6 protein-coding genes are annotated in these 4,357 nt (G+C 65.8%); 3 read left to right on the forward strand and 3 right to left on the reverse strand.

The window, feature by feature from the left end; all coding sequences use genetic code 11:
* Positions 1-203: 203 nt before the first annotated feature.
* Entirely contained in the window at positions 204-986 is a 783-nt protein-coding gene (nudC, locus tag Rhe02_RS49130) for an NAD(+) diphosphatase (protein WP_203915503.1), read from the forward strand.
* Here the strand turns inward: nudC and Rhe02_RS49135 are convergent.
* On the reverse strand, positions 912-2,165 hold the full coding sequence (locus Rhe02_RS49135) for an MFS transporter (protein WP_203915499.1): 1,254 nt from the start codon (positions 2,163-2,165) through the stop codon (positions 912-914). The genes nudC and Rhe02_RS49135 overlap by 75 nt on opposite strands.
* A gap of 19 nt (positions 2,166-2,184) precedes the next feature.
* The gene (locus Rhe02_RS49140) at positions 2,185-2,757 is read right to left on the reverse strand and encodes a winged helix-turn-helix domain-containing protein (protein WP_203915500.1); all 573 of its coding nucleotides are present in this window, start codon (positions 2,755-2,757) and stop codon (positions 2,185-2,187) included.
* Positions 2,758-2,890: 133 nt separating this feature from the next.
* On the opposite strand from Rhe02_RS49140, the gene Rhe02_RS49145 reads away from it, so the two are divergent.
* Positions 2,891-3,712 (forward strand): DUF5753 domain-containing protein, encoded by an 822-nt coding sequence (locus Rhe02_RS49145; protein ID WP_203915501.1) that lies wholly within the window; start codon positions 2,891-2,893, stop codon positions 3,710-3,712.
* 138 nt (positions 3,713-3,850) lie between these two features.
* Complete coding sequence (locus tag Rhe02_RS49150) at positions 3,851-4,099, forward strand: hypothetical protein (RefSeq protein WP_203915502.1); 249 nt, start codon at positions 3,851-3,853, stop codon at positions 4,097-4,099.
* Here Rhe02_RS49150 and Rhe02_RS49155 read toward each other — a convergent pair.
* Complete coding sequence (locus tag Rhe02_RS49155; protein WP_203915504.1) at positions 4,092-4,322, reverse strand: mycoredoxin; 231 nt, start codon at positions 4,320-4,322, stop codon at positions 4,092-4,094. The genes Rhe02_RS49150 and Rhe02_RS49155 overlap by 8 nt on opposite strands.
* Positions 4,323-4,357: the final 35 nt, after the last annotated feature.

The following is a 4,357-nucleotide window of genomic DNA, read 5'->3' on the forward strand; positions in this document are numbered from 1 at the left end:
CAGCGCTTTCATGATCGCTCAGTCCAGACACCGGCGCGGCGCTGCAAGCTGCTTTCGGGTGAAGGGAGAGGGCGATCAGCGAAGAGCAGCTTGATGCGGCCGCGGCCGGGCTTGCCGGGTCGTGGCCTGCCCTCGATCGGGCGGCCAAGCGCCGCGGCGACCAGCAGTGGCTTGCGCAGGCGTGGCAGGGCGCGAGCGTGCTGATGGTGACCAGTGAGGGACGCGCCCTGGTCAGGGAGAAGCAGCTGATCCTGATCTCCTCTGACGGCCTGACCGGGGAGAGGTTCTTCCTCGGCGTCGACAGCGAAGGCACCGCCTATTTCGCGGTCGTCGGCGAGCCGAAACCGGAGCCAGAAGCCGAGCTGGCCCATCTGTTCGAGGTCGGCGTCGAGCTGAGCCCCCGCGACGGGCGCCTGTTCGCCCAGGCGCTGGGGTTGGTGCAATGGCACGCCGATCACCGGTTCTCGCCGTCGACGGGTGAGCCGACCGTCATCGAGCAGGGCGGCTGGGTGCGGCGGGAAGCCAACGGCGGGTTGCACTTTCCGCGGACAGACCCGGCCGTCATCATGCTTGTCCACGATGGCGTCCCGGGGCCTGAGGGCCGTGCTCTGCTCGGTTCGGGCGCGCTGTGGCCCGCGCAGGGGGTTCGCCGCTACTCCACCCTGGCGGGCTTCGTGGAGCCGGGGGAGACGGCCGAGGCCGCTGTTGCCCGGGAAGTCTTTGAGGAGGCCGGGGTCGGCATCCGGAAGATCACGTATTTCGGGAGCCAGCCCCACCCCTACCCGCGCTCGCTGATGCTCGGCTTCACCGCGCTGGGCGATCCGCAGGAGCCGATCGTCATCGACCCGGAGGAGCTGGCCGACGCGCGCTGGTTCACCCGCGACGAGGTGCGGGCGGTCAAGGACCGGGTGTCAGACGCTTTCCGGCTGCCCAACCGCAGCTCCATCTCGTACCGGCTCGTCCTGCACTGGCTCGACACGCTCTGAGGGCAGGCTGAGGTGCCGGCCTAGCCACAGGTAGGTCGCGGCGACCACCGCCAGCGCGGCCATGGCGGCGAAGAGCACCCGGAAGTCGATCAGCTCGACGAGCAGGGCGCCGAAAGCGATCGCCAGCGCCTGCGGGGCGCTGATGAGCGCGTCCATCGCGGCCGACACTCGGCCCATCATCTCCTGCGGTGTCTCGCGCTGCAGCAGCGTCATCAGGCCGACGATGGCGTAGGGCAACCCGAAGCCGCCGAGCACCATGCACGGCAAGGCAAGCCACACCCGCGGGGTGAGGCTGGTGACGAGCATCGGGATGAGCAGGGCAACCCCGATGCCAAGCGCGCCCAGCTCTCCCACCCGGCGGACCAGCCTCGCCGCGGTAAGCCCGCCGAGCAGGCCGCCCACTCCCTGCAGGCAAACCAGCACGGCCAGGAATGTCGGCTCGCGATGCAGGCCCTGGTCGACGAGGGCGAAGAAGACCGGCTCGCCGAACCCGAAAACGATGATCGCGGCGGAGACGCCGATCAGCGCGCGGCGCAATCCCGGCGTGGTGAACAGATGCTTGACCCCCGCGCCAACCTCGGCCACCCAATGCATTTCCGAGCGCGGGGGCATTTCCTCGCGTACCCGCAAAGAAGAAATGATGAGAGCAGCGAGCAGGAAGCCGATCATCCCGGCCACGGCGAGGCCCCAGCCCTTGGTCGCGGCGTAGAGCCCGGCGCCGGCCAGCGGCGCCACCAGACGCAGCCCCTGCTTGACCGTCTGCAGCGCGCCGTTGGCTTCGGAGAGCAACTCCTCGGGCATGACCTCCTTGATGAGGCCGTTCAGCGCGGCGCTCACCGAGATCATGGACAGCCCGTAGCCCATGGCGACCGCGTAGAGGATCCAGACGTCATCGCGGCCGTTGATGAGCAGCAGCGGGACCAGCAGCACCACCGACATCAGCAGCACGGTGACGAGGAAGGGTTTTCGCCTGAACCGGTCGACCACGAAACCGATCAGGGGTGCGAACACCATCGGCGCGACGACGGCGAGGATCGCCGCTCCGGCCATGCCGTCGGAGCCGGTCAGGTCCTTGACCCAGATGGCCAGGGCAAGCAGGAGGACCGATTCGGAGGTCATGCTGAAGAAGAGCCCGGCGAACAAGCGCCGAAAGTCTTGGCGGCGAAGGACATTGCGCATGGGGGTGCACTCCTGTCGGCTAGTGGGCTGGGTTTCCCCAAGCGATGAAACGGATCGGCCGCGCGCCCTCGGGGCGGCTCGCGGGATCGTCGAGGCGCTCGACGTGCTGCATGAGCAGCTCGCGGATCGCCTCGTTGATGGCGGCGAGCTCGTCAGCGGTCATCCAGGCGATGGATTGAATGGCGAAAGAGGCGTCGTACCAATCTTTCGTCTCGTTGCGCTTGCGCGTCTCCCAGGCCTGGCGTTCGGCGAACTCGAAACCCATCATCTGGGTGATCAGCTCATCGCCGGCCATGTTCAGCTCCGGCGACTCGCTGGCGTCGCCCCACCGGTTGCCCATCGGAACCCAGCGCCAGGGCCGGTTCCGGCCCTTGGTGGGCAGGTCGGCCGCCTCCTCGATGAGACCGAACTTGGCCAGCTGGCGAAGGTGCCATGAGCAGTTGGCGGCCGACTCCTGATGTCTTTCGGACAGCTCGGTGGCGGTCGAAGGACCGTTGATCACCAGATCGTTGAGGAGCTTCAACCGCAGCGGATGGGCCATCGCCCGCAGCATCGTGGGATCGGTGATCTCGCGCGTGGGCCACTCGCTCATGTGTCAAAGGATATCTTTCGAAAGAACTCTTTTGTCAAGTCCGACCGCGTGTCAACCGGACATTGTGGGTCAGGATGCCCTAACTTGTGTGCACGTGCACCGAGGTTCCAGCCCTACCGTGCGGCGACAGCGTTTGGGAACAGAGCTGCGCAGGCTGCGCGAGTTAGCCCGCCTCACCGGTGATCAGGTGGTTGAGCAGGTGGGCTGGGCGGCGAAGTCCAAACTTTCCCGGCTGGAGAACGGCCGCAGCCGACCCGATCTGGCCGATATTCTCGATCTTCTTGACCTTTATGGGGTACGGGGAAGAGACCGCGATCAGTTGGTAGCCATCGCCCGCGACGCCGGCAACACGCGCCGGTGGCTGCGCGCCTATCCGGTGATGACCGCCCGTCAGCGCTGCTATGCCGAGCTCGAAGCGGGAAGCGCTCGCATCTTCGAGTACGGCGCGAGCCTCGTGCCGGGCCTGCTGCAGACGCCGGACTACGCGCGGCTGCGCATCGCGTCAGCCCCGGCGTGTGCAGAGCTGTCATCGGTGGACGTGGAGGTGGCCGCGAGGATGGGCCGGCAGTCGATTCTCAGCCGCCATCCCGATGCTCCCCGCTACGAAGCGATCGTCGATGAGCAAGCGGTCACGGGCCGGGGTTGTACGGCCGCGATCCGTGCAACTCAGATAGGCCATCTTGCGACACTGGCATCACTACCGAACGTGACGATCCGCGTACTTCGGAACTGCTCGATCGTGGGCCCAAATTTCGTTCCGTACACAGGGTTTTCGATATATCACTTCGCGGATCCGGAGGATCCGGAGACGGTCGTCGTCGAGACGCTCGCTCGTGAGCTGGTGCTTAGCGATCAAAACAGCGTGCGACGTTACGCCCAGGTATTCGACTGGTTACGAGAATCGGCATTGGACGCAGATCGGTCACAGCGCTGGCTGGAAGATCAGCTCCACTGATCGTTACTCACCCTCAGTCACCCGTTCGGGCGGCGCTGCTCGCCGTTCGTGGAGTCTTGCTTGATTCCACCAGTAGAAATGTCCCAGCATTGCATCAACGCCAACGTGGAAGTTCTACCAATGGACTTGGGTTAGCTCATGCGGTTTCTCATCGTCCGGACTGAAGTAAGGTCCTTCGGCCCCGAGGAGGTTGCTGCCTCCTTCTCCGATGATGCCCCGCTGCGCGACGAGAGCACCGCCCCTGAGCAGCGCCGCCAGGTGGCCGAGGCCGACAACCTCGACTCCGCGCTGCAGCTGGCCAAAGCTCTGGCATCCGTGGGCGCTGTGCGCTCCGGCCGGCAGCGGGTCAAGGTCGTCCGCCTCGACGCTCCGAAGTGGCTTAACTGAGCTTCGCCTTGACCTCGTGGATGGTCGGGTTCGTCAGAGCCGTGCCGTCCGGGAAGCGGATCGTGGGCACCGTCTGATTGCCGCCGTTGACGCTCATCACATATTCGGCCGCGGCCAGATCATGCTCGATGTCGACCACGTTGTAGGCGATGCCCTCGCGATCGAACTGGCTCTTGAGACGGAAGCAGTAGCCACACCAGGTGGTCGAATACATCGTCAACATCAAAGCGCTCCAATTCTGGCACTGTAATTCTGGCG

Source organism: Rhizocola hellebori (assembly GCF_016862955.1).
GTDB lineage: Bacteria > Actinomycetota > Actinomycetes > Mycobacteriales > Micromonosporaceae > Rhizocola > Rhizocola hellebori.

Excerpts from the sequence above, each read along its gene's own strand:
- nudC (WP_203915503.1), top strand. The coding sequence starts at position 204 with ATGGTGACCAGTGAGGGACGCGCCCTGGTCAGGGAGAAGCAGCTGATC.
- Rhe02_RS49155 (WP_203915504.1), bottom strand. The coding sequence starts at position 4,322 with ATGTTGACGATGTATTCGACCACCTGGTGTGGCTACTGCTTCCGTCTC.
- Rhe02_RS49140 (WP_203915500.1), bottom strand. The coding sequence starts at position 2,757 with ATGAGCGAGTGGCCCACGCGCGAGATCACCGATCCCACGATGCTGCGG.
- Rhe02_RS49135 (WP_203915499.1), bottom strand. The coding sequence starts at position 2,165 with ATGCGCAATGTCCTTCGCCGCCAAGACTTTCGGCGCTTGTTCGCCGGG.
- Rhe02_RS49150 (WP_203915502.1), top strand. The coding sequence starts at position 3,851 with ATGCGGTTTCTCATCGTCCGGACTGAAGTAAGGTCCTTCGGCCCCGAG.